The following is a 23,748-nucleotide window of genomic DNA, read 5'->3' as shown; positions in this document are numbered from 1 at the left end:
AGGACAGATCAGTTTTTATACTGCTCCATCAGGTATACGATCTTGACCTCATCGGCCAAATCGCCAAAGGGTTCATAAGGATTCTCCTGAATGATATGATATAAACGCTGGACTCGTTCCTTCGGCAGTTTGCGCACATATTTGGAAATAAAACCGGCGTGCGTGACCACATAGCGCTTTTTACGGACTGCTGCGCTGGCAACACGGACAAGAATATCCTCGCCTCCTGCCATTTCCAGAATGCGGCGCTCATAAAAGGTGACGTAACGGAACGTTCGATCCTTAATTAGCTCGCGATTTAATCTCGCAATCTCTCCGATATATCTGACCATAAGCGGTTCAAAGCTTTTGATCAGGAGAGGGTCGAGCGTTAGCTCCATATCCTTGCGGAGAACAAAAGATTGCAGCAAGGCGACTTGTTGGAGCCTTATCCGGTCGTTGTGAATGAGTACGGCAATCTCACGCAGCATTTCATAGGAGACACGCTCGCTGAGCTGTCGCAGGGCAACCGCGTTTTATGATTGATGCTCAGGCCCTCTTTAATCTGTTCTATGCGGCCTCTGAACAGGCGTATAAGCTGCCTGTGCTGCTCATAGGGACGAATACGCTGCTGTAGAAGCACCAAGGGTAGCAGGAGAAGCGCGCCGACGATACCGCACAGGAGCATTTGCTGGGTTGAATGACCGAAAAAGACGGCGGCGGCCAGCAGCGCGATGCCGAAGGCAAGGTCCTTGCGAAAATAAAGCTTGGCTTTGCGGTTGGCATATTGCTCTACAGGCACCAGCGCATCGCGACCGCATGACGTACATTCCTTCTCCCATAGGGCAGTGAACTGTCCGCATCGTTTGCAGATCCGCAGCTTTTGGTACGCATGCTCGGTGTGGGTAAACGGACGAAATTGTACAGGCTGCTTGGAACTACTCATTGCGATCACTTCTCCGGTTCAGCAGGGCTAGAAGCTCAGTGTTAATTTGCGTAATCGAGGGAGCGCGTTTTTATGTATAGTGTAAGTGATTAATTTGATGGCGACAAAAGAAACAAAATCGCCAAACATCCGTATGAGATCATAGTGTACTTCCTCTTTCTGCTCAGATTTTACAGCGATATTTTACAAGGGCGGGTTTCGCTTCTGTCATTTTTGTCGTATAAAGGAGAAGGCTGGTGCCCAATTGCCCTCGTTGGGGTATAATTATATCATTACTGCAGGATATTGGTAAAATCCTGCGGTGTAATAGACTTCTTGGGTGTATTCAGGCTATTCGGGCACCATTTTCAGCTAGCTCTCATGTAAAACTCATTATAATTAATAGTAGGGGAGTACAACTGTAATTTAGAATGAGAACTAATCGGCAAAGGGGTACAGGCGATGTTTAGTAGAGACAGAAAATGGTTTTTGGTCATCGGAATCATATGTACAATGATCATGACCTCAATTTCGGCATGGCAGCCGCAGACGGCGAATGCCGCTTCAACCTCCGCCTCCAAGGTGGATGCGGTGCTGCTCGTCGATGTGAGTAATTCCATGAACACCAGTGATCCAGGCAAAATTGGCAATGAAGCCATGAAAATGTTCATTGATATGCTGTCGACGCAAAACGACAAGGTCGGCATTGTAGCGTATACGGATGTCGTACAGCGCGAGAAGGCTTTGCTTAATATTACGTCCGAAGCGGACAAGCAGGAACTGAAGTCGTTCATTGACGGGCTGAACCGGGGGCGTATACTGACACCTCCGTAGGTGTCAAGGAAGCGATCCGTATTTGCAGGATGGCAAGACAGCGGGACATGCGCCTATGATCGTTATGCTGGCCGATGGTAACAACGATTTAAATAAAACGACGGGCAGAACTGAAAGCCAATCCGATCAGGATATGGCAAAGGCTGTGGCCGAAGCTAAAAATAGCGGCGTTCCGATCTACACCATCGGTTTGAATGCAAACGGAAAACTGAATAAAAACAAGCTCGCAGACATTGCGCAGCAAACGGGCGGTAAATCCTTTATTACAAGCTCGGCGGATGATCTGCCGAACATCTTGAGTGAAATTTTCGCCAGCAATTTGAAGCTGAAGGTTGTTCCCTTGCAGTCCATTACGGCTAACGGCAACTATCAGGACGTTACGGTAACTGTACCGAACGATAGCGTGCTGGAGGCTAATATTTCGATTATGTCCTCCAAGCCGGTGGATGCGAGACTGATAGACCCGTCGGGCAATACCAAGCCGATTCCTTCAAGTGATGTACTGCTGTCCAAGTCGAAAAGCTACTCGTTGATTAAGCTGCTCAAGCCTGTGGCTGGCGACTGGAAGCTTCAGGTCAAGGGAGTCCAGCAGGATCAGATTGATATTAATCTGGTGTTCAACTATGATTTGGAACTGAAACTGGATGCACCGCCTGCCAAAGCTTACAAAAAAGGTGACGCAGTCCAAATTCGTTCCTACCTGACGAGTAACAACCAGCAGCTTCAGGATCAGGAACTGTATGCAAATATGAATGCAGTTCTAAAGGTCAAGGACCTTGATTCTGGTACAACGAATGAGGTTCCATTGAAGAATGAGGGAGACGCCTTACCGGCTCCTACACGATACCGGATGAGCATGACTATGAACTGACCGTCAGAGCAGAGGAAAAGAGCTTCTACCGTGAAACCCAGCCTGTGACCATCAGTGCCAAGGCTGCGGCGGGCAGTAGCACGAATAACGGTACTACGACGGCGCCAGCAGCACCTACCGAGAAGTCCAAACTGCTACCCTCATTCTGTTGGGGCTGGGACTGATCGTTCTGCTGATTGCAGCTTACTTTATCTGGAAGGCTGTCAAAAAAGCCAACCGCGGCTTTGTCGGACAAATCGTTCTGGAGATTCGGGACGAAAATACCGGCGAAAAAACGTATCCGCAATACAAAAGCTGAACACCTTCCGGGGCAAATTCAATCTGCACCAGTTGCTGCAACTGGCACCGGAATTTGCCGGAACCGATAAGGTGTGTTCACGCCAGCCAATCAGGACCGTATCATTGTGCGCAGCACTCCGGAGATTACGATTGAAAAATCCGGACGCGCTGTAGATACAGGCAGTGGTCTTGAGCTGAAAAACGGTGATCGTCTGACGATTCCGCTGGCAAGCGTGGACAAAACCATTTTGCTGGAATTCATTTCAGTAAACAGCTAAACGAACCCTTAGGAGGCCAAATCTATGAAACCAGTAGTTAGAGAGCATATCCAGCAATTAGATGTATCACTCGGCGGAGGGATCGTAAGCGATAAAATCAGGGTTGATACCATTGATAATCCCATTTTGATTATCGGACTCGGAGGGACGGGAATCGATGCCCTCCTCCGCTTGAAATATCAGATTAACCGCAGATTCAAGCTGCCAGCAGATCCGGTTTCCAAGAAAAAAAGCGAGAAGCCGGACAACGTGGAATTTCTCGCTTTTGAAACGAATGAACAGGACCGTAACAAAAAATATAAAGGTATTGGCTTGGACCCGATCAACGAGTTTGTCCTGCTGTCCAATGCGGAAATCGGTGGCTTGCTGCAAAACCGCAGCATTTTGGAGCCATACATTACGGATTGGCTATCACCCGAGCTGAGCATTACCGATGGCATGAACGGGGCCGCAGGGGTGCGTCAGGCTGGACGTTTGCTGCTGTTCACCAAAATCAATCAAGTCGTGCAAAGCATTGATAAGAAAATCAAAACCCTGTCTGAAGGCACCAATAAGAAGCTTATGGTGTTCCTCCTGTCCGGGTTGTCCGGCGGTACGGGAAGCGGTACCTTCCTCGATATCTCGTATATCGTCCGTGGGATTATTGAGCGTGATTACGGCTCCGCAGGTGTAGACCGCGTGAACACACTCGGTTATCTGTTTACGCCGGACATTAATCTGGCGAACAAAAGCTTAAGCGAGCATACACGTGAATATATTAAAAAGAACGGCTATGCTGCGCTGAAAGAGCTGGATTACTGGATGAATGTGGACAGCCGCAGTGAACGGTTCAAACAGCAGTATGGCAACATTTTGACCGTAAATTCACCGTTGCCGCCATTTAATCTGTGTCATCTCATTTCAGCGACGAATACAGAAGGCAAGCTACTGGAAAACGCTTATGATTACTGCATGAATGTCACCGCCGAGAACATCACCAACTTTATGGCGAGCGAGGAAAAGCAGTCAGGCGAAGAGTTTGCCATTCATGACTATATCAGCAACATTCGTACCAATATTGCACAAATGAACAAGGCATATCCTGCCAACTACGATTACAATATTATCGGGGCTTCCTCAGCGGTACTGCCGATGGAGGAAATGACAACATACCTGGCCTACCGGATGTTTGGCAAAATGTCCAAAATGTTCGAGCAATCACCGAATCAAGAGGATGTCGAGAAGTTCGCTCGCAAGCTGGGTGTCGATCTGGACAGCATGATCAAAAACTTTGAATCTCGTGTACCTGAACCGCTGCCGGGCTTTGAAAACAGTGAACGACTAAGCTACAACAATGTAGTCAAAATGCAAGTTGTGAATATGGATACCGAGCTGGAGCAGACCTTCCTGACGCGTGCCCGCGAGGAATATATCAAGGCGAAGAAGCAGCTTCCGGGTGAAATTACCGGGCAGTTTACCGACCAAATTCGCCGGATGTTCCTGCATCCCGAGCAAGGGCCGTTTTATGTATCCCGTATGATTTATACGGAAAAAGGCTTTAGCTTGCTGAAAATGCTGCTTTCGTACATTGAGACGCTGCGTGAATCACTGCATCGTATCCCTACGGATATTGAATGGGCGCGTGAACAGGCGGGCGAAAAGCTGGGCGACGCCAAGAGCGCGTTCGTGTCCAAGGATAAAAAGAAAAATGCTTACATCGAAGCGAAAATTAATGAATACTGGCTTCGGGCCGATGTGGAGCGTACAGAGCAGCTTATTGAATTTTATGAAGACCTGTATGATCTGCTGAATAAGGAAAACAGCCGCATTTATAATGTATTTACTGAAATTTTGAACGCACTGAGCGCGATTTTCGAGAAGAATGGCGATCTGCTGATCAACGGCGAAGAACAGTCCGATCACAGAGGCAACAAGACGTATTATTGGAATCTGGTCAGCGTGCCGGATATTTCCGAAGTCGTAACCAAGTTGCTGGATAATCGCGACGGTGATGATCTGATTCGTGATTTTGCCCAAGAGTTGTTAGAAAATTCAGATCAATGGGTGAAGGATCAGGATATCGACATCATTAGTTCCATCTCCAACTTCCTGACCGACAAGTTCGGTGATCTGATTACCCGTTCGATGGAGGATTTCCTCGTTATGAAATACGGGCAGGATGAGGCCATTGAAAAATTCGTGGAGCGCTATATTGCGAGCAAACTGGATGAAGAAGCCGTGCCTGTTTTCCATCTGAGCAATAGCTCCGGTAACCTGTACTTCCCGTCATGGGGCTTCGTTTCGGTACCTGTACAGTCGCCTAATATCCTGAAAGGCGTTCGCAATTATCAAAATAATGCAATTGGTAAATCACACTTTACAATTAAAGAGAGCGAAGTCCGTAACCGGATTTTCTGGCTCAATACGCGCAATGGTGTGCCGTTGTTTGTTTATACGCCGCTCAAGGTGTATGAAGAAAGCTATGAAAAAACGATTCTCGACCGTGAAGGTATTGGCCGCCATCTGGTGCAAACTGGCCAAAACAACTGGACGAATCTGCCGTCGCCGATTCCTGAAAAATCCTGGGGCGAAACGTATGTCAATTCGCGTGTGCAAGCTTACAATGCCCGCATTCGTAATGACTTCGACCGTGCCAAGTCACTTGGCGTGATCCGTGAGAAGGATGTTGACCAGAATACGAGCAGCCGCTTTACTGTGCTGCGTTCACGTGCGCTGGATCTGAATGGTCTGCTGGCAGGCTACGATATGCGTTTGCAGGAATCCAAGCCGAATCTGGGTGAGGTGAAGAGAGCATGGTCTGAGCTAAAACGTCTGCTGGCTGAAGGGCTGGAACAGGCGGGAAGCAAGGACATCTTTGGCAGCATCAATGAAGAGATGGCGAAGGAAAATCTAATCCGTTCACCGGAGTTAACGCAGGTGGTTCGTGAAGAGCTGACGAAATATACTCAAATTGAAGCGAAGGCTGCCGAGCTGGAAGCCTTGCTGGGCAAATATCAGGATGAGGAAAAATGGCTGGATCAGTTCATTCAGGCACTCTATACCGACACGATTACGAAGAAAGGCGCTTTGTACGTCTATGACCGTGACGAAGAGGAAGAGGCTTGGGAGCCGTTTGCCAATGTCATGAAGAGCCGCAATTACGTGGAGTTTGAAGTGTTTACGAACTTCCGTGGTCTGGAAGAGAAAAAATATGCAGCTCTGATGCGTAAGGCGGATCGTCGTGATGCTGTCCTGACTTCGTCCGAGGATATTACGCCGTTGCTGGCGAAGCTGGATGAACTGGCTGCAACCTACATGGAAGCCCGGAATCAATTGGAATATGAAAAGGTGGAGCTGGCTAACGGAGCGGAACTCTATGCGTTCTACGCTCAAATGTCCGGGAAACTAAACGATATCCGCAGAAAGTTGAAGTAAAGTATGAGAGAGCAGCTGTTACGTTATGCGGCTGACTATGCAGTCGCAGAGGATCAATTAATCGGTAGCGGGGATGGACGCAGCAGCATCCATTTCCCGTCCGTGTTTCTTTTTATCGGTGACCGTATGGGCCCGGCGATGAACACCATTGCAGATATCAACCGGACCAAGTGGGATAACAGTACGGGGGTAACGTACATCCACATCCGCTCGCAGGAGGATCATGCCGCTGTTGACCGTTCGATGGATGTCATTGCCCATACAGTAGCGGTACCGGAGGAAAGTAGCCACAAAACCGGACGCCGTGATTTGCATCAGGCTTTTTATACACATGAATCGCAATTGATTGAGCTTAACGCCGCGTTGCGCCGGGCTAGTGGGCACTTGGCGGATTACGGTCGCTTGTATTCCTCGTTCGAGCGTGTCCATTTGTCGATCCTGACGACAGCCGACGATCCCATGAATGTATTGGTTCCCGAGATTACGCTGTTGGCGGAATACATTTTTGCGCAGTCCTTTAAGTCGGTGCAGATGGATTTGTACGTTTTGGTCAGCGAAAGCGATCAGGCAGCCCAATTTGGTTACAGCAGCGCAGCGTCAGTCGCTTTTATGCGGGAGCTGGACTATATTCAAAGTCCGGATTATACGTTTACGGCGCCACTGCATATGACTGAGGACAAACTGACCATTCCTGTATCTCATGCTCCGTCGCCGTTGTTCGATCTCGTCTATGTGCTGTCCGACAAGAACGAACGCGGTGTAACGGTGCCGAATAGCCTGCGGGAGAGCTGTGATATCATTTGCCACATTCAGCTTCTTAAAAATCGTTATCAGGCGGGGGATTCCTATCGGTCACAGGATGGGGGATACAACAATACATCGTTTAAAAACAACATCATGACGGAATCCGGGCGGCAGGGCTATGTGTCGGCCGGATTTTCCCGGGTAAAGCGCCCTAATGAGTCGATTGCGCTTACGGTGCTGTATCACTTTTATGTGAAGCTGCTGGCGCGTATGAGAACAGAGCAGGAATGGGATATACGCGATAAGCTGGATTATTTCGGTCTGGATGCTACCGAGCGAGGCCGTACACGTAATGACCTCGTTCCTGGCAATGAGGCCATTACCGACATGAGCGCCCTCATGACCAGCGGAGCCAGCTACGGCTCGTTAAAGCGGATGACACTGCGCGAGGCGGAGGAAGCCTTGTTCGGACAGGGCTGTGAAGCCTTTTTCCGTGATAATTGTGAACGGATCGCACACAAACGGTTGGGGGATTTTCAGGCAGAATTACGTCTGCAAACGGCTGTGAACGAATCGGCCAAGGAGCACCCTGAGATCAGTTTGTTCGAGCTTACGGACTGGACGGATGAGAATAAGACCGGGAATGTGCTTACCGCCATTCGGGGATTGATTCGCGATACGTCCAATGATTTGCAGGTCAGCGCTGCCGAACTGGATGCCCTGTATAGCGGACGAGTGGAGGACCAGCCTTTTCAACGCTTACCGCTGATGGATAAACATAATGTGCGCAGCTTTATCCGTTACCTGACCGAGACGGTCTATGGGCACAAGCTGCACATGCTGCGGATTCAAACGGATCTGGAGCTACTTCGCCGTTATGAGCTGGCTCTTGAAAAATGGCATATGCAGGCGAAACATATTACTGTACAGCTTGCCAATTTGGAGCGTGACCTGCATCAGGCTGCAACGGACAGCGTCCGTCAGGCTGACAGCTACACGGGCCAAAACCTGTTTGAGTATTACGAGCGTGTGACGGAAGATGTCATGCAAGAGCTGGAGACCAAGCGGGGCAAATCTGTATTCTTTGATGTACGGCATATGGGTCCTGTGTCCAATTTGCTGGATGGAGGTCCGTCAAAGCTGGTGGATCGACTCACACAGACTTGCCGCACCCTGATCCTCAGCGCACAGCCGTTTAACCAGACATTCGAGGAAGAATTGCTGCGGCGGGCGAATGTGGCTGCTGCCTATGAAAATCGGCTGGTCGTTCCGAAGGATGAGCTGTTTAAAAAACTGTACCAAACGCTGGAGGAAAACGGCGGCATTAACGTGCGTTTACTGGATTACACTCATGAGCATCGGTATGAGGAAAAGTATTTCTTTGGTGACTACGAAGGCGAATTTCTTCCTTATGCGCTGGATGTGGATATTACCTCGCGCATTTACAAGCTGGGGTTTGTGCATGAGCGCCGCAGCAGCGGGGTAGAAAAGCTTCATTTGATGGGTGGTTTCCATCTGGAGGATCTGATGGTCTACCGTAACGGTAAGACGTATTATGAGACATATATGGCGAATGGTTTCGTGTTTCACGGGATCAGCGCGGATCGGCTGCCGGAATTGCGGTAGCAACATGTGTATCCTACTTTAATTATGGAAGGAAGCAATGATTCTTATGAAGCAGCGTAAATTTAATGTTCTCCTGCTGCTGTTCGGCTTGCTGGGCGCCGTAGTGGGCTTCATCATTGGAGAGCTGATTCTTAACAAACTGATAGGCCACTGGCCGCATATCATCGTGCTTGGGCTGTATTTTGGCATCATGGCGCTGTGTATTGGCCTGGGATGCCTTATCGGCGAATGGATTTCACCACAACTGAACGGGCCTTCATGGCGGCAGCGGTACTCCGGGCTGTCCTGGAAGCTGCTGGTGCCTGCTACGCTGGTGATGCTGTTCGTGGCAGGGCTGCTGCTGGAGCTGGGCTATCAGGTGAACCCGGAAGGTCGCAAAAGCGTACAGGACCTCGTGCTCGTCATTGATAATTCCGGAAGTATGCAGCAAACAGATCCCGATAACGAACGCCTGACGGCCGCCAAGAGTCTGATCGGCCAAATAGATGGAGACAAGCGGGTAGCCATTGTTTCCTTTGAGTCCACTGCGCAGTTGGTTCAGCCGTTTACCCCGATTGGCACAGATGCGGAGAAGCAAGCCGTTTATGCCAAAATCGACAGCATGCAGACCTTAATGACAGGCGGCACAGAAATCGGTCTTGCTTTGGATGAAACCATCAAGGAAATTGAAACTCAGGGTAATGCAGAAAAGGGCTCTCTCGTTATTATGCTGTCTGACGGCTTTAGTGATCTGGATACTCAGACGGCATTGGCTCCTTACATCGCCCGGCAGATTCCGATTAATACGATCGGTCTGAAGCTCGCTGAATCCGATGGTATAGCATTATTGCAAAATATTGCCCAAATGACGGGTGGAACTTACTCCAATGTAGCGAATGCACAAGGTCTTACTCAGGCATTTGGTAAAATTTATGACAAAATCGGCGATCGTACACTGGTAACGGAGCGAACAGGTGAGTATGCGGACAGTCTGTATTTTGCCATTTATCGCGTAACGGCTCTGGTAATTGTTGGAGTCCTACTGGGATTGGGGCTCGGACTGATGTTCGATAACCGTTTTCTGGCGCGGAATTTCGCGATTGGCGGGATTCCTGCGGGCTTGCTTGCTGGCTTTATTTTGGAAAAGGGCCTGTCCGGCTCGCCCATCGGTGATTTGATGATTCGTTTAATGGCAGCGCTCGTATTGGCGGCCCTGATCGCCGTCTTCTCGCTCGTGCTGCCGATTGCGGAAAATACTCGCCGTTCTTCCGGCGGAGGAAACCCCGGTGCACCATCAGGTCGCCGGAGAGGAGCACCGGAAGGCCCGCCGCCGCGTAATCGACGCAGCAGTGGATTTTAGAACGGGAGGCGGAACTTATGCAGTATAGGGATGCACAGCCCGGTGATCCTGTTATTTCGGAGCTGAGCCACAAAATTGACGACAACCGGGTTGTGCTTCGCTGGCAGTGGCCGGAAGGAGCCGCCGTGGTATATATTGCGAAACAATTAGCCGATCCGGGTGTGAACGGGCAGGAAAACGCCGAAGCCTTGCCGCCTTTTTCAAGCCTTAAGCTCTTCACACGTGAGGAGTACAAGGCTGCTGGCAGCTACCGCGACCGGATCGATGGCATTGGACGCGTGCGGTATACCGTGTATCCGGCTGTGCGGGAGGACGGAGATACTTTTGTGATCCGTCAGCAGAATGGAGCTAACCGGCTGGAACTGAGCACGGGCAAAGCTAAAATCAGATATGCGGTTCACCACAAAAAAAGCTGGTTTCGCAGCCGCAAAACGGTGCAGATTCAGGTGACGGCTGAAGTTCCTGTTCCGCAGGAGGCGCTTTGCTATGTGAAAAAGCGTGGTGGCTATCCGGCGGACCGGGAGGACGGGACCTTGTACCCGTTCACGGCACCGTTCGCTGCGGGACGGAATGTGTTGCCCGCTGTGGAAGTAGGCGGAGATGAATATGTACGGTTGTTTTTTACGGACGGTCAGAAATATGGCACGGTATATGAATTAGTCCCTGAATGAAAGGAGGCCGCAACCGATGAGTTTTCTTAGCAATTTATTCAGAAGAAAGCCACAGGCAGCACCAAGGCCGTTATTTTATGATATTGTGTGCCCTTATTGCTTTAGTAAATTTTCCCCGGAAGAAGTTGTATTCCGCGCTTCCCATCACCGTGAGGATGACGAGGATTATGCTTTGGGCGAGGATGAGCTGCTGAACAAATACCGGGAGCGCTTTGGCTTGGACAGTGTACATGATATGGAAGCCATTCTTCACCCTCTTGATGTTCCTGAGGAACATCGTTTGTACTCGGATCATGTACTGACAGGTCTGACGGATCGTTACGGCGAGCTTACACGTCGCAGATTGTGTCCACATTGCCATAACGAACTGCCAGTGACCGCTGGTAAGGTGCCGAGTAATATTATTTCGATTATTGGAGCTTCGCAGGCGGGCAAATCTGTCTACATGACCTCCCTGATTCATACGTTGCAGCATGTTACGGCCGATCATTTTGATGCGGCTTGCATGCCGCTCAATGCGGAGATCAGCCGCAAGTTCCGTACGATGTATGAGGAACCGTTGTTTGAGCGTGGGGATCTGCTGACCTCTACACAGAAGGAAAAGATGCAGGAGCCTTTTATCTTCCAGTTTGTGTTTAAGGATGAGGAAAAGCCGCCACTGACGCTCGTGTTTTTTGATGTCGCCGGTGAAGGGATGGTCGATCAGGACTATCTGGGTCTGCACGGGCAGCATATTAAAAATTCGGCGGGTATTCTGTTTATGGTCGATCCGCTGCAAATCCGTTCTATTCGGGAGCGTATCAAGATTAACATCGGCGACAAGCCGGGCGAATGGGTTTCGCAATATGATGAGCCGCGTGACGTCGTACTTACGATGTTCGGTGATTTTATTGCGTATCAGGAAAAGGGGAAAACGGACATTCCAACCGCCGTTGTTCTGACCAAAAGTGACATGCTCACTGCGCTGGCAGATGAAGAAGGCACGTACATCAAGACGAACAGCAATATCTTTAATCCGATGGAGCACCGAAAGTATATGGATTTGGATGAGTTTGCGAACATTGATGGCGAGGTTCGGCGGTTCATTGAAAAGGTGGATAAGCCGTTCAAGGGCACGATGGATGTGTATTTTACAGATACGGCCTATTTTGCGGTTTCCGCCTTGGGCAGCAATCCAGTAGATCAAAAGCTGCAAGGGCTGGTTAGTCCGATCCGTGTGGATGAGCCCTTCATTTGGCTACTCTACAAGCTGAAGTACATTGAGGGGAGAGAATCACAGTGAGTAATTCTACCTCTCATTTGATACAGCAGCAGATGTACACACGGGAACGGCGTGGTATTTTCCGTTCAACGGAAGGCTTCGATACGGTGGCCAATTCCAAGGGGCTGGACACTACCTTTATTAAAAAGGTGCTGCATCCCTTGTGTGTGTATGATGCGCCTGCTGCTTTAACGGCGCGTGGCGAGAAGCAGGAGAGCGTCTACCCGGAAGCCATGCATCTGGTACGGACGGAGTCCGGGGATGTGGTGCTGGGACGCAGTATCTACAAGGCAGCGGATTTTACCGGGTTACGGAGCGCCTTTTTTACGCACAATTATGTGATTCCAGGCGGGCATGGTGAATCTCCGTCTGATTACAAGCAGTGGCTGAACACATCTTTTGTCGATACTTACGATATTGAGCAAGGAACGGAATTGCCGGAATTGGAGCGTCTGCCGGGTGGGAGCGTATTTCCATCTGTTGATCCGTCTGCGGTGCTGTCTCAATTGCAGCTCGGCGAAGAAGTTTTCAAGCAGATTCTATATGCAGTTATGATGTCCGCGACGGGACGTAAAAAGGTATATATAGCATTGAACGTTCCTTCAGAAGCGGTGGCATCTTCAGCCAAGCTGTTGCTGGGTGTGTTGTATGCGGCGCTGCCTTATGCATTTCGCAACAGACTCGGATTTCTTACATACGCGAAAGAGCCGCACAGCAGAAAAGGCATTCATTTGATGTTTGTTGAGCCTTTCAGTTTGCGTCCTGGTGATCGGAATGTGGAAAAGGATTTTGTATTTGACCTTACTAACAGTGGCCGGATACTCAATGTGGATGCAGAGCAGGTAAGACAGCCGTATTTTGACTGGATTACCCGTACGTTGCTGAATGGGGGGACGCCGGACGATTTTTTCAAATTTGCCGAGCAGATGCTGACTGGCATGGAGGCGGGGCGTGATCTGACGCTATCCAGCTATCACGAGCTCATTACGCTGTACAGAATAGAGCAGGGAGAGCGGGCGCTATATAACGAACGGCGAATTTCCGTGCTGAGAAGCTTGACTGATTATTTGTCTTCTCCCGATGCGTTGCCACGTAAAATGCGGCTGAATGACTTGTTTCTGTCGTTTTTTGATCATGAATTTGATCGGGTGAAGGATGGATATATTCCTGACGTGGGTCTGGTCGACTGCTTCAAGGATTACTATAAAGTTCACGCGCGTAGCAGCGAGAATCGGTTGGTGGAGTATTTGATCCGCTCGCTGAATAACGCCTATACCGCCAGAAATACGGAAGCTGTCACTTTTATTTATCATACGATTGAAGAAAATCCTTCATTGGGCAAGGCGTATTTTACGAAGGTGCTGGGTAATCCGGCGCTCACGAAGATGCTGTTCATTCCCTACATGGACAGTCAGATGAAAAGAACACCGGATGTGAAGGGGTTGCTGGCTGTCGTGCATGAATGGGGCAGTCGATATATTGAAGTATCGGCGAATGCCGATTTTCAGCTTTTGGCTGAGTCCGCATTGATGGGCAGGCTGCGTGCCGAAAGAAAGCCGGTAGAGGCTGTGGCTGCTATTCATCAACGGTTGCAGCAATGGGAAAGTAGCTCTACGGGGGGCCAACTCTCTCCACTGGAGCAATCCGGGTTAACGGAACGCTTGCAGGAAGCGTCGGATCGGTATTTGCTTACCGAAGTGGAGCTAAAGGAAATCTCACCTGATCAGGTCGTACAGATTCCGTTCTTTACCCGTCCTGATTTGGTGCAGTGGGTCGGGAAGCTGCCAGCCCCGCTCAAGGGACAAGCGGTGCGCTTGATTGCGGCTTACGATTGGTTTAGCACGGAGAACCCGGAACCGTCCGTGCTAGACGGTCTGGAGCCGGGCGAAGTGGAAAAGGTGCAGGACTGGGCTTACAGCTGGCTGCCCCAGCAGCTTGCGGAGGGCCATTTTGCCCGCCTGCTGCCCGCCTTCTATCGTTCCGATGGCACGGGCGAAGGAATATTGGATTTTGCTCGACTGGTTAGCTCGATCCGCAAATGGGCGAAGGATAACGATACGATGTACCGTTTTATCCGCTGGTCGGAGGGACATGCCGAATTCGCTACGCCACGAGGCGGTTTTGAACCAGCCTATCGACGTGCGTTGCTTTTGTTCTTCCAGAAGGAAGGACGCGAGGGGCTGCATAAAAAAACGCTGTGGCGTGAATATTTTGAGCCTGCCAAGCCTGTCTTTAAAAATTTCTATCTGACAGCAAAGCGTGAGACGGATACGTCTTTGGCCAAAACGCTTCGTCGCTTTCGCAAGGGTGGGGTGATTTCCGGGATCGTGCTTGTCGTCATTGCAGGCACGCTAGGCGGCCTGAAGGCAGCGGGAGTAATCGGTTCTGATACCGCCGCGCCTGCGTCTGTCACTACACCCAAGCCAGTGCAGCAGCCTGTAGTGAAGCCTACAGTACCCGTAAAGGAAGAGCCTACGGCGATTGTGACTCATGTACCTAACACCAAGGCGACTACGAAAATGGTCAAGCTGTTGTTCGCTTTTCAAAATTCAACGGAGCAGGCGACGTTTAAGCCTAAAAAGCTCGTCATTGTAGGTGCGGATCAACAGGAGCATTTATACGAAAATTTTACGTTGATTGAACAGAATGACAAGGAAGCAGCTAGCAAAGCCAACACTGGACAGTCTGGTGACACGAAGACCGGCAGTGCGACAACAGGAAGTACGACAACAGGGGGGACCCCTGGCAGTGGTTCAACGGCTGGCGGTGGCAGTACTTCCAGGGGGAACAGCGCTGATCTGGCCGGAACGGTGACAGGAGAATCGGGCGCAGGCACGACGTCAGGGACTTCTACAGAGGGGAGCGGTACGGCAACCGATGGAACCGGAACGGACGCTGACGCGTCAACCGAGTATGACTTGAAGCAGTATCCTTATCGCACACTGCTGACCATTTGGCAACGGCTGGAGCTAGACGATGCCAGTACAGTAACGGTGGATGGAAAAGAGTACCCGCTGGTTCAAGTGAAAACCGCAGACTAAGCCGTATTCCAATGGTTTCTCATGTACAAGCAATTATATATGAACCAACAAGCAAAGAGACGGGCTTCCCTTACTGGGCTCGTCTTTTTGCTATACATAAGATTTTAAATAAGTTTAACTAGAAAATGTACTTAAAAACGACTAAAGTATTGACACTAGATAGGCGACTGTTTAAGATTAGTTGGAATTCAAACTATTAAAATCCAAAGATTATGGAGGTTAGCAACCACATGGGAAGTGAGGTGTATCCCGTTTGTCTTCCCTGGGAGGAAGAGAGCACGATGTATTTAATTAAATGGATTTTTACTACAGTCCGGCGCGAGATTGAGACGGCGTTGCGTCCTTTGGGGCTTACCTCCCCGCAATCGCAGACGCTTTATATACTGGCAATGTCACCTGGAGTGACCAATACGGATTTGGAAAAGCTGCTGCTTATAGATAAATCAAGCGTCACCAGCCTGGTGAACGGGATCGTTAAGAAAAATTGGGCAGTACGCAAAAGTCACCCGCAAGATGCGCGTATGAAGCAGATTTATTTGACTGAGGAAGGCTTGAAAATTCACAAGGTAGCTGAGCATACGGTTGAGAAAGTTAAAGGCTCGGTAGGCGAAACGTTATCTGTGGGGGAGTTAGAGGCTCTTCGAGGTCTTTTGAAAAAAATACTTCACGATTACCGTCCTGCGAACGCCCGCGTTTGAATGGATATATAGAGAAAATTACTGTATAAGCTGAACTTGAAAAGTGAACATCAAAACGGAGTAGGCGGAATGGTGTTGTACAAGCGAAGCGGTAGCGATGGGAAGCATCATCCGACTGAGAGTGGCTATAGAAAACTCTGCAGCATAGATAGTTTTTTCAGGAGAGGGAGAGACGAGATGATAAAAGAACAAACTTACCCCAATGCGGATAAGCTTATGCGTGTGTTGGCCTTCACACTTGTTTTTTCAGTGATGAACGCCTTTATGTTTAATGTAGTCATGCCTGTGATTCGCGAGGAGTTTCATATTAGTGCTTCCGATGTGAGCTGGCTGTTAACCGGTTATATGATTGTGTATGCGGTTGGCTCCGTGACCTACGGTAAGTTGGCGGATAAATACCGTCTCAAGGATTTACTGACGTTTGGGATTATCTTTTTTGCACTAGGTTCGCTTATTGGTCTGTTAGCCAATCAATTTTGGATGCTGATTGTAGCCCGTTTGCTTCAGGCCGCAGGGGCTGCTGTTATTCCGGCGACAGCTATGATCGTTCCTGTCCGTTATTTCTCTGCTGAAAAAAGAGGACGCGCCTTGGGCATTACTGCAATCGGATTGGCACTGGGTACAGCGCTGGCTCCGATTATTTCCGGTTTGATTACAGGCTTTGCAAGCTGGCGTTTTCTGTTCATTATTTCCATGCTGCCGCTTATTGCCTTGCCGTTCTTTCGCAAATATTTGGACGACCAGCGGGGAGAGAATCAGAAATTTGATTTTCTCGGTGGAATGCTGCTGGGCGGAACGGTAGCCTTCTTGTTGCTTTCCATTTCGCAAAGCAATATTATATTTTTTCTGGTCGGTATTGTGCTGTTTGCTCTGTTTATATGGCGGATCACTACCGCTAAAGATCCATTCATTCAGCCCAAGCTGTTCCGCAACAAGCAATATTCTTACGGATTGTTTATAGCCTTTTTGGGAGCAGGGGTCAGCTTTGGGCTGCCGTACCTGGCGCCGCAGTTTCTGAACAGTCTCAATCAGCTTGCGCCTGCAACGATTGGATTGATTATGTTTCCGGCTGCCATTGCGTCGGCGTTGCTTGGTAAAAGCGGTGGGCGTTTGGCCGATAGCAAAGGAAATTCATTTCTAGTCTACACGGCAGTTACGCTTATGTTTATCTGCTTTATCAGCTTGTCTACCTTTGTGGGCGCGTCTCCGTATCTCATTTTATTTTTGCTTATTTTCGGAAACGTAGGTCAAACCTTTATGCAGATTGCCATGTCTAACACGATTTCCCGCACCTTGTCGAGGGATCAGATTGGTGTTGGAATGGGATTACTGTCTCTGCTGAATTTTATTTCCGGTGCAGTTACGACCAGTATTTTGGGTAAAACGCTAGATACCTCGTCTACTTTTCATCTGAATCCTGTCGTAACCAACGTGCAGGTGTTCAATTTTAGCAATATATTTACGGTTCTTGCGCTGATTGCGCTCGCAACCATGGGACTTTACGCTTTGCAGTTTCGCCGGGGCCCACGCCGCAATACGACTGCTGCCCAGCAAGGATAAACATTTTATGCAAACTCATGCCAAAACAAGGGTATAATATAGAAGGAAAAGTTCATCTACGGAAGGATGGAGTGTCCGGCATGACAAGAAACCTTCAATATGTACCCTATGGCTATGAGCCTCCAGTCGAGACGCATAAAGGAACTATGATCTATTATGATACGTTTGAGCAGATTACAGCCAGGGAACTGGAGCTTTTTGCTGAAACAGGAGCTGCGTTATCCTTTAAAAAACTGGTACTATACCCGTTACATGAGGAAACAGTCAGAAGAATGTGGAAGCAGCCGGTTCGCTCGTATTACAAGCGGGTGGACGACCTTGGGGAGTGGCAGCGGGAACAGGCTTTGAGTGCTGTCGTAATTGAGAGCTGGGAAGGTAAACGCAAAAAGTATACGCCGATTGAAGCAGCAATCCGTTTTCTGGCGGAAAAATATACTCCCCCGCTTTTTCTGTATATAAGTCCTGAAACTGCTAATTTGTGCGCATCCTATGCCTCGTTCGATGAATGGATCAGAAACGTCAGATTGGTACTTTCGACTGAACCATTGGAACTTCATCCGAAGCTGGCACAGTACCGTAATCGCTGGAATACAGTAGAAGAAGCGATAAACCGTCAGTCAAAGGTTGACAAAGAGCACCATGAATTATAGAATAGAACTAATCGTAAAAATTACTATTGTAATTGTATACCATGTATTCCATTTAAGGAGGAAGAGAAATGCGCGTAATTGTTACCTTGGCATGCACCGAATCTGGTGACCGCAACTATACAACAACCAAGAACAAAAGAAATCATCCGGAGCGTCTTGAAATGAAAAAATACTCTCCGCGTCTGAAAAAGTACACGATCCATCGTGAAACTAGATAATTTGGGGCTTGCTACATAGCAACCTAAATTGTTTTGCATCCTGAACGGAGCCTGAATTCTACTGATACAGGGCTTCATGAAAGGTGCCATGGCATGGTCTCTTCACTTCATGATGAAGAAATCATGTTAAGTTTGCAAAAGCCTGCGTTATGGAACCGGCGAAAACTTGAATTAGTCCAGTGGATAGAGCGTCCAAAGATAAAGCTTGCACCTAAGCAAACGGCCTTTTTCATAGCTGTATGATAGATGCCGAGCTGCATGGTACGCTTTGCCTTTTGAATCGAAAGCACGTGGCTACCGAATTCTCCTATGCTGGTGTCAGCATTTGGGACGAGCCGGAAGACCATTCACTATATGCTTATATAACGATGAAGGCTGACGAAAGATCGGGGGCGTTCGTGCAATGGGCGATGCGATATATGCGGCATCGTTTGCTTGTCGTTTACGAACCTGAGCGCAATCGTTACGATCTGTCGTCTTTTTTTCTGGGACATAACCGTTCCTTTTGCCAACTGATGGAGTATTGCGCCAGTACGTTTGAGTTTGAACCAATAAAAATGATATGAAAGCTTAGGTGAATAATATGAAAAAAGATCTTCATCCAACATTGAACAAAGTTATCTTTTTGGACCCTAGCTGTGGATTCTCTTTCCTGAGTGCTTCCACTAAGTATTCCCAAGAAACGATGGAATGGGAAGACGGCAACACATACCCGGTTATCCGTGTAGATACCAGCTCCGCTTCCCACCCGTTCTTCACTGGTAAACAAAGAAACGTGGATATCGGTGGACGTGTGGATCGCTTTAACAAAAATATAACCTTTAAAACAAGACGAGCGTTATATTCACGGATTATACAAATAATTCGTGAACATCGCTTTAAAAAAAACCTCTTGCATCTGCAGGAGGTTTTTTTGTCTTAATCCAGACCTGTCATTTTAAAGCGAAATAAAGCACTGCTCCCATTGGTCGGCAATGGATGCTTTGTCAAGCTGCTCCCCAATGAGCGTGACATACCCTGGCTCACGGGGAGCGCAGTGGGTTGCCACTCCAGGTGACTGCCTGAATATTGCAAAAGCATCGTACCTTCGTGCGGAAGCACGCAATAGCCTTTTGCCCGAAGCAGCGAGGAACCAAGCCCGGTCAGGAAACTTTCCAATCGTTCCTTTTCCAGCGGCTGTGGAGAATATTGATGCAGCGTTAAGCTCTCCAGACGGGAAAACGAATGGGGCTGGTTGGCATCGTGGTTATGGCTATGACTGTGCGTAGAAATGACTTTAAATGCCGTACTTCTGGAGATACTGCCAGGTCGTCCGATACTTTTGGAGGAAACAGGGACGGACGCTGCGACTGCATCGGTTCGCTGCGCCTGTGCTGATGTGGGTTGAGTTACCTGTACAGGTTTTGCGGCAACGGATACGGAAGCCAGAACAGGCTCTAGCAGTGGTTCGAGGTCAACCCGGCTATATTCAGCGGTTTGCAGCTTGGCCGTATCGTTGAGCTTGCGGATGCTCTTGACGACCTTCGTCACTTTATGGCTACTTGCGACATCCGTCTTGTTCACCACAATGAAGTCTGCGGTGCGAAGCTGCCCATGCAGGGTTCGAACCAGCTCCTTATCCGCGGTGAAGCGGCTGTTGTATTCGTGAAAAAGCTCAGCGTCCACAACACTGATGCTGTGAACCAGATACAGCCGATCTGCCAGCAGCGGGGAACGAAGCTCTTCCAGCACTTGCTCAGGGTTGGCTACCCCGGTGGTTTCCATGAAGATCAGATCCGGCTCCTGACTGAGCAGGGTGTGCAGAGCGCCTGCCAGCTCATTTCTTTTGCTGCAACAAATGCAGCCCTCCAGCAGTCCTTCCACCGATACGTCAGGCATTTCCTCAGAAATAATGGCGCCGTCTACATCGTGTTCACCCATTTCGTTCATTAATACAGCGGGACGGAGCGGAATTCGCCGGGTATGGGCTAACAGGCGCAGAAGCAGTGTCGTTTTGCCGCTTCCAAGAAAACCACTGATTAAAATCACAGGAACCTTGTTCATCATTCTTCCTCCTTAATAAGTTTAGTGTGCTGCATTCAAGCGATCAAAGGTGGCTACCGAGTCGGCCTGAGTATAAACATAGGGGGATTCCGGCTGTGCCACAGCGGTTATTTTCTCGGATCGAATTTCGAGCACGGGTACATTGCCTTTTTGTGTGGCATGTAATGTTCCTTCAATAGTCACCCACGTATCCTTGTCAAAGGACGGTGCCTTCTTTGATTGGACGATGATCCCGAAAGGCATGGCATCGGCAGTACAGCACATAACGAGGAACCTTCCCACCGCAAACAGACCATTGCCCGGCAAGCTGCCGTCTTTATAGACAAAGCCTGTCACCTGCACTTTTTTTCCTTCAAAAGCGTGCTTATACAATTCGATGGCTCCAATGGTTTCGGAAAAAATCTCCGGTTTGATCTGTATGGTCGGCTGCTGGTACAGACGTTTCGCCAGCTCGGCAAATTCTACGTTGTATTTATCAGGTGGAACGAACAGCTTATCCAGCGTTTCCTGACTCCATTTTCCCCCTGGAGGGAGTGAAGCTGGAGTAGAAGATCCAGTTGGTAACATGGAAACTTCCGGTGCTTTTGTGGTCTGTATATCTGTTTTGCGCCGGATATCCGGGTTGGGATACGTGAAGGACATGCCTTTTTTGGCCGCCATATCACTGCCGAGCGCCTGATTGGGCAGCAGAGAAGCGAATAGTAGCGGAATAAGAAGCATTCCGTATACAAGTGTTTTTTTGACCCAGCTTTGTGGCAACGGATGCTCACAATCACATAAATCCTCGCCTTCCTGCTCCCCGGCTATGCCGTGCCACGCCATAGCCAAGGCGATAAACAGCAGGGGTACGGGGCAGAGCAGGAGCAGCTTTTGCATTTGTGGAGCCAAGTAGTAATGAAGGGAATTCGATTGACTCAATGTGATGATATACACAGCCAATCCAATCATGAGCAAGGAGCGCATGCCATACTGCCAGCGAATGCTAAAGGTTGAATTCACGTTCGTAATCACCTCCCCAACAACCATTCAGCAGCTATAGAGCCCACCAGGACAAGCGAAACAATGAGCAAGCACAGGACGGCGACAAATTTGGTGCGGAAGGTGCTTAGCAGCATGAGTGTGCCTTTGAAATCCAGCATCGGGCCGAGTACAAGAAAGGATGCCAGCGGCCCCAGTGTAAAGGTATGCGAAAAAGCAGTAGCGACGAAGGCATCGGAGGTGGAGCATAGCGACAGGACGTAGGCAAAGCCCATCATAAAGGCGTACGAGCTGGCCGTTCCACCGCTTAACGAAAGCATTTCATCACGCGGGATAAAGGTCTGGATGCAGGCTGTCAGCAACGCACCGATAATGAGATATTTACTCATGTCCAAAAACTCGTCGCCAGCATGTACAAAAAAGCCCCGCCATGTGCGATTATGCCGATGAGTCTGGTTGTTCTGCTTTTGCTGGTTAAAAGAGAGCAACGACCGTTTGAGCGGGTGCACACGCACAAAGGCATACACGATCAGCCCGATAATCGCAGAAACGACAAAGGCCAGCCCCATTCGAACGGCAGTGACCTCGGGATGGGAAGGAAACGCCATCATCGTCGCAGCCAGCACCACAGGATTGAGAATCGGCCCGCTTAAAATAAAGGTGATGCCCATATAGGCAGGCATTCCCTTGAGCATCAATTGGCGAACGACAGGGATCATACCGCATTCACAGATGGGAAACAGCAGACCCAGCAAGGAGGCCAGCAGAACACCTGGCACAGGATGCGCAGGCGCTATTTTGCGGATCCATGTTTCCGGTACGAGCCATTGCAAAAGGGATGAAACGAGCACACCGATAAGGAGAAACGGGACGGCTTCCAGAAAAATACCCATAAATACCGTTTTTAACGGTTGTAGCTGACTCATATCTAACGAACGAAGCCACCGGGGAGATAGCGTAACAAGCACAGGGATGAGAAAGGCAAACGGAATCATAAAAGGCAGCATCTTCAACAGCGTACTGTTTTTCATTCTACGTCTCCTTGGGAATAAGGGTTCTTGTCTACATCCTATGCCTGCAATGGGACAAACATGACCGCTGAATCGTGCTTGAAACACCCCCTAATTGACAAATCCGAGCGTATTCATATATATTTATGTTCATTAATAGTAATTATTACTATTAAATATCACTAAACGATTGCAAGAAGGAAATTTTTACGGTACGATCCTTATTAAAACGTTGTAAAGACAAGGAGGATTTTATGATACCGATTGTTGTTTTATCCGGATTTCTGGGCAGCGGTAAAACAACTCTTCTTCAGCATGCGCTGGCTTATTATAAAGGGCAGGGGCTCAAGCCGGCTATTTTGATGAATGAGTTGGGTGATGTTAATTTGGACGGCAGTTTGGTGAACGGTCAGGCTCCCATGAAGGAAATGCTTAGTGGTTGCATATGCTGTACCATTCGCGGAGATTTAGGCGTGGAGCTGATGAATCTTGCCGAGGAATATAAGCCGGACGTGATTATCGTTGAATGTACCGGAGTGGCTAATCCGCTGGAAATTGTAGATGCGGTGACAGATGCCTCCATCTATTCCTCAATGATTTTACAATCCGTTATTACGGTGGTGGATGCGCGTCAATTTCTGGATTTTGCCTCGGGTAACGAGAGAAGCAAGTCACATCGCTTGATGCAGGATCAGCTGCGATGCGCTTCCAAGCTGATTATTAACAAGACCGATTTATTGGCTGCGGGGGAGTTGCAGAAGGTACAGGTCCTCGTAAAAGAATTAAATCCGTATGCGCTGACGGTGAGCACGCAACGGAGCGACGTGGACGCGGATACTTTTTTTTCCATTCAGAGAGAGAATCGTATGGACGTTTCGCGACAAAAGGAGTCCACAGCCGATAGCGGAAATGATCATCATCATTTGGAAAATCATCTGCACGCTCACGCTCATGATGACCATGCAGACCATCACCATGAACACGATCATGACCACGAACATGGGGAGCATTATCATTCCTACGACCATGTAGTTGTTCATACGCATTTCTTTGAACAACCTGTGCCACGCTCCGAGTTTGAACAGTTGTTCCGCAGTTTGCCTGCTGAAATTTACCGAGCCAAAGGAATTGTGCGTTTTCTGGAATCAGAGGGTCAGATGATGTTCCAGTTTGCCTACCGGGAGCTGGAAATCATTCCGATTCGCCCGCAAAAGCCGGTGAATGATGTAGCCGTCGTCATGGGCGAAAATTTCTCTGCTTCCGAGATTGAAGAACGGTTGAGAAAGCTGGAAGCGGCCGAAAAGCCATTGACTGGTTTATGACCCCAGG

Annotated in this window: 16 protein-coding genes and 3 pseudogenes; 14 read left to right on the top strand and 5 right to left on the bottom strand. The window is 49.0% G+C overall.

From position 1 onward, the window contains the following. Positions 1-8 precede the first annotated feature (8 nt). Together ASL14_RS27590 and ASL14_RS27585 are read right to left on the bottom strand one after the other, a co-directional pair. Entirely contained in the window at positions 9-470 is a 462-nt protein-coding gene (locus ASL14_RS27590) for a hypothetical protein (RefSeq protein WP_223264150.1), read from the bottom strand. Beyond that, positions 428-925 (bottom strand): hypothetical protein, encoded by a 498-nt coding sequence (locus ASL14_RS27585; protein ID WP_223264149.1) that lies wholly within the window; start codon positions 923-925, stop codon positions 428-430. Before ASL14_RS27585 ends, ASL14_RS27590 begins: the two co-directional genes overlap by 43 nt. A gap of 441 nt (positions 926-1,366) precedes the next feature. Here ASL14_RS27585 and ASL14_RS00305 point away from each other — a divergent pair. The 13 genes and pseudogenes from ASL14_RS00305 to ASL14_RS00245 form a co-directional block, all read left to right on the top strand. After that, a pseudogene (locus tag ASL14_RS00305) lies at positions 1,367-3,166 on the top strand (vWA domain-containing protein). 24 nt (positions 3,167-3,190) lie between these two features. Beyond that, positions 3,191-6,580 carry a tubulin-like doman-containing protein gene (locus ASL14_RS00300; RefSeq protein WP_134909839.1) on the top strand — a complete coding sequence of 1,130 codons (3,390 nt, stop codon included), beginning with the start codon at positions 3,191-3,193 and terminating at the stop codon, positions 6,578-6,580. 3 nt (positions 6,581-6,583) lie between these two features. After that, positions 6,584-8,950, top strand: coding sequence for a transcription initiation factor TFIID (locus ASL14_RS00295; RefSeq protein ID WP_134909837.1), 2,367 nt, complete (start codon positions 6,584-6,586; stop codon positions 8,948-8,950). 46 nt (positions 8,951-8,996) lie between these two features. Then, positions 8,997-10,289: a vWA domain-containing protein gene (locus tag ASL14_RS00290; protein ID WP_134909836.1), complete on the top strand. Its 1,293-nt coding sequence runs from the start codon at positions 8,997-8,999 to the stop codon at positions 10,287-10,289. Positions 10,290-10,306: 17 nt separating this feature from the next. Continuing rightward, positions 10,307-10,960 carry a hypothetical protein gene (locus ASL14_RS00285; protein WP_025685530.1) on the top strand — a complete coding sequence of 218 codons (654 nt, stop codon included), beginning with the start codon at positions 10,307-10,309 and terminating at the stop codon, positions 10,958-10,960. 16 nt (positions 10,961-10,976) lie between these two features. Then, positions 10,977-12,242 carry a TRAFAC clade GTPase domain-containing protein gene (locus ASL14_RS00280; protein ID WP_134909834.1) on the top strand — a complete coding sequence of 422 codons (1,266 nt, stop codon included), beginning with the start codon at positions 10,977-10,979 and terminating at the stop codon, positions 12,240-12,242. Continuing rightward, positions 12,239-15,262, top strand: coding sequence for a GAP1-N2 domain-containing protein (locus ASL14_RS00275; RefSeq protein ID WP_134909832.1), 3,024 nt, complete (start codon positions 12,239-12,241; stop codon positions 15,260-15,262). The genes ASL14_RS00280 and ASL14_RS00275 overlap by 4 nt, the downstream gene beginning before the upstream one ends. Positions 15,263-15,492: 230 nt before the next feature. Beyond that, a complete protein-coding gene (locus ASL14_RS00270; protein WP_134909830.1) occupies positions 15,493-15,960 on the top strand; it encodes a MarR family winged helix-turn-helix transcriptional regulator in 468 nt (155 codons plus the stop codon). A 177-nt stretch (positions 15,961-16,137) separates the two neighbouring features. Beyond that, on the top strand, positions 16,138-17,520 hold the full coding sequence (locus ASL14_RS00265) for an MFS transporter (RefSeq protein ID WP_134909828.1): 1,383 nt from the start codon (positions 16,138-16,140) through the stop codon (positions 17,518-17,520). 80 nt (positions 17,521-17,600) lie between these two features. Further along, a complete protein-coding gene (locus tag ASL14_RS00260) occupies positions 17,601-18,170 on the top strand; it encodes a hypothetical protein (RefSeq protein WP_134909826.1) in 570 nt (189 codons plus the stop codon). A 68-nt stretch (positions 18,171-18,238) separates the two neighbouring features. Then, a complete protein-coding gene (gene rpmG, locus ASL14_RS00255) occupies positions 18,239-18,388 on the top strand; it encodes a 50S ribosomal protein L33 (RefSeq protein WP_007430271.1) in 150 nt (49 codons plus the stop codon). A gap of 275 nt (positions 18,389-18,663) precedes the next feature. Continuing rightward, positions 18,664-18,954, top strand: coding sequence for a hypothetical protein (locus ASL14_RS27580; RefSeq protein WP_223264148.1), 291 nt, complete (start codon positions 18,664-18,666; stop codon positions 18,952-18,954). Between the two features lie 17 nt (positions 18,955-18,971). Next, a pseudogene (locus ASL14_RS00245) lies at positions 18,972-19,214 on the top strand (type B 50S ribosomal protein L31); the annotation flags it as partial. 111 nt (positions 19,215-19,325) lie between these two features. On the opposite strand, the pseudogene ASL14_RS00240 reads toward ASL14_RS00245, so the two are convergent. From ASL14_RS00240 to ASL14_RS00230, 3 genes and pseudogenes are all read right to left on the bottom strand, one after another. Next, positions 19,326-20,434, bottom strand: a pseudogene (locus tag ASL14_RS00240) (CobW family GTP-binding protein). A gap of 18 nt (positions 20,435-20,452) precedes the next feature. After that, positions 20,453-21,430, bottom strand: coding sequence for a TIGR03943 family putative permease subunit (locus tag ASL14_RS00235; protein WP_134909824.1), 978 nt, complete (start codon positions 21,428-21,430; stop codon positions 20,453-20,455). Between the two features lie 8 nt (positions 21,431-21,438). Then, a complete protein-coding gene (locus ASL14_RS00230) occupies positions 21,439-22,440 on the bottom strand; it encodes a permease (RefSeq protein WP_134909822.1) in 1,002 nt (333 codons plus the stop codon). 233 nt (positions 22,441-22,673) lie between these two features. Here ASL14_RS00230 and ASL14_RS00225 point away from each other — a divergent pair, with 233 nt between their 5' ends. Then, positions 22,674-23,741 (top strand): CobW family GTP-binding protein, encoded by a 1,068-nt coding sequence (locus tag ASL14_RS00225; protein WP_134909821.1) that lies wholly within the window; start codon positions 22,674-22,676, stop codon positions 23,739-23,741. The last annotated feature ends 7 nt before the right edge of the window (positions 23,742-23,748 follow it).

Origin of the sequence: Paenibacillus sp. IHB B 3084 (genome assembly GCF_001447315.1) — a bacterium.
Classification (GTDB): Bacteria; Bacillota; Bacilli; order Paenibacillales; family Paenibacillaceae; genus Paenibacillus.
Note: the sequence above shows the minus strand (reverse complement) of the source record. Positions and strands in the feature narration are given on the sequence as shown.